Source organism: Methylobacterium oryzihabitans, assembly GCF_004004555.2.
GTDB classification, from domain to species: domain Bacteria; phylum Pseudomonadota; class Alphaproteobacteria; order Rhizobiales; family Beijerinckiaceae; genus Methylobacterium; species Methylobacterium oryzihabitans.
Genome location: NZ_SACP01000084.1, coordinates 1 through 780 on the forward strand (window position 1 = coordinate 1; position 780 = coordinate 780).

At 71.7% G+C, this 780-nt stretch carries 1 protein-coding gene; it reads right to left on the reverse strand.

Annotated features, from left to right (window positions below):
* Window positions 1-17: 17 nt before the first annotated feature.
* Window positions 18-780: IS701 family transposase (locus tag EOE48_RS28445; RefSeq protein WP_187371587.1), on the reverse strand; the 763-nt coding region annotated here is incomplete at its 5' end.

Sequence of the window (780 nt, forward strand, 5' to 3'; positions counted from 1 at the left end):
AGCTCGACTTTGGCCATTCAGGCAGCGGTGCAGAGGGCGTAGGCCCAGGGTGGCGGCAGAGTGAAGCGAGGTTTCGTTCTGTGTCGCTTGCGCCGGAACGTCGCCAAAGCCTGCTCCCTCCAGAGAGCCCGGCGGACGCTGGCCAGCGCATCCGAGAAGGTGGGTTGCGCCTTTGGGTACCAGGCGGCCTGCGCCGCCTTGCGGTCGCGGGCGGGCAGTCGCGCGGCCAGCAGGGTGACGATCGAGAACAGGGCGAGCAGGCAGGGTGTGGTGCGAGCGATGGCCTTGTCCGACCACTGGCGCTGGGTCTCGACGCCCAGATGGGCGCGGGTCTCCTGGAACGTGACCTCGACGCTCCAGCGCCGCACGAACCAGGTCAGGATCTGCTCGGGATCACGGGCGAGGTCGGTGCACAGCAGCGCCTGGGGAGAGAAGCGCTCCTCGGGATCGCGGATCAGCACCCAGCGGATCGGCACCACTGGCAGGCCGGCGTGCCACCAGACGGCCGTGTCGCTGGCGACCTCGACGGTGCGCTCGCCGGTCCCGTACCAGCCCGGTACCGTGAGCCGGTGCCAGGGTGTTCCCTCCTCGACGAGACCCTGCGCCAGGGTCGGGCGCCGCGCGCCCTTGATGCGCGGACGTCCGATCGTGCCCGGCCGGCGGGGCGGGGCCGGATCGTAGAGGGCCGCGTCGAGGCGCAGGCGGGTGACGATGGTCACGCCGCGGCGGCTCAGGGCGGCGAGGAAGGCCAGCGCCGCAAAACCGCTGTCGGCCACCAGC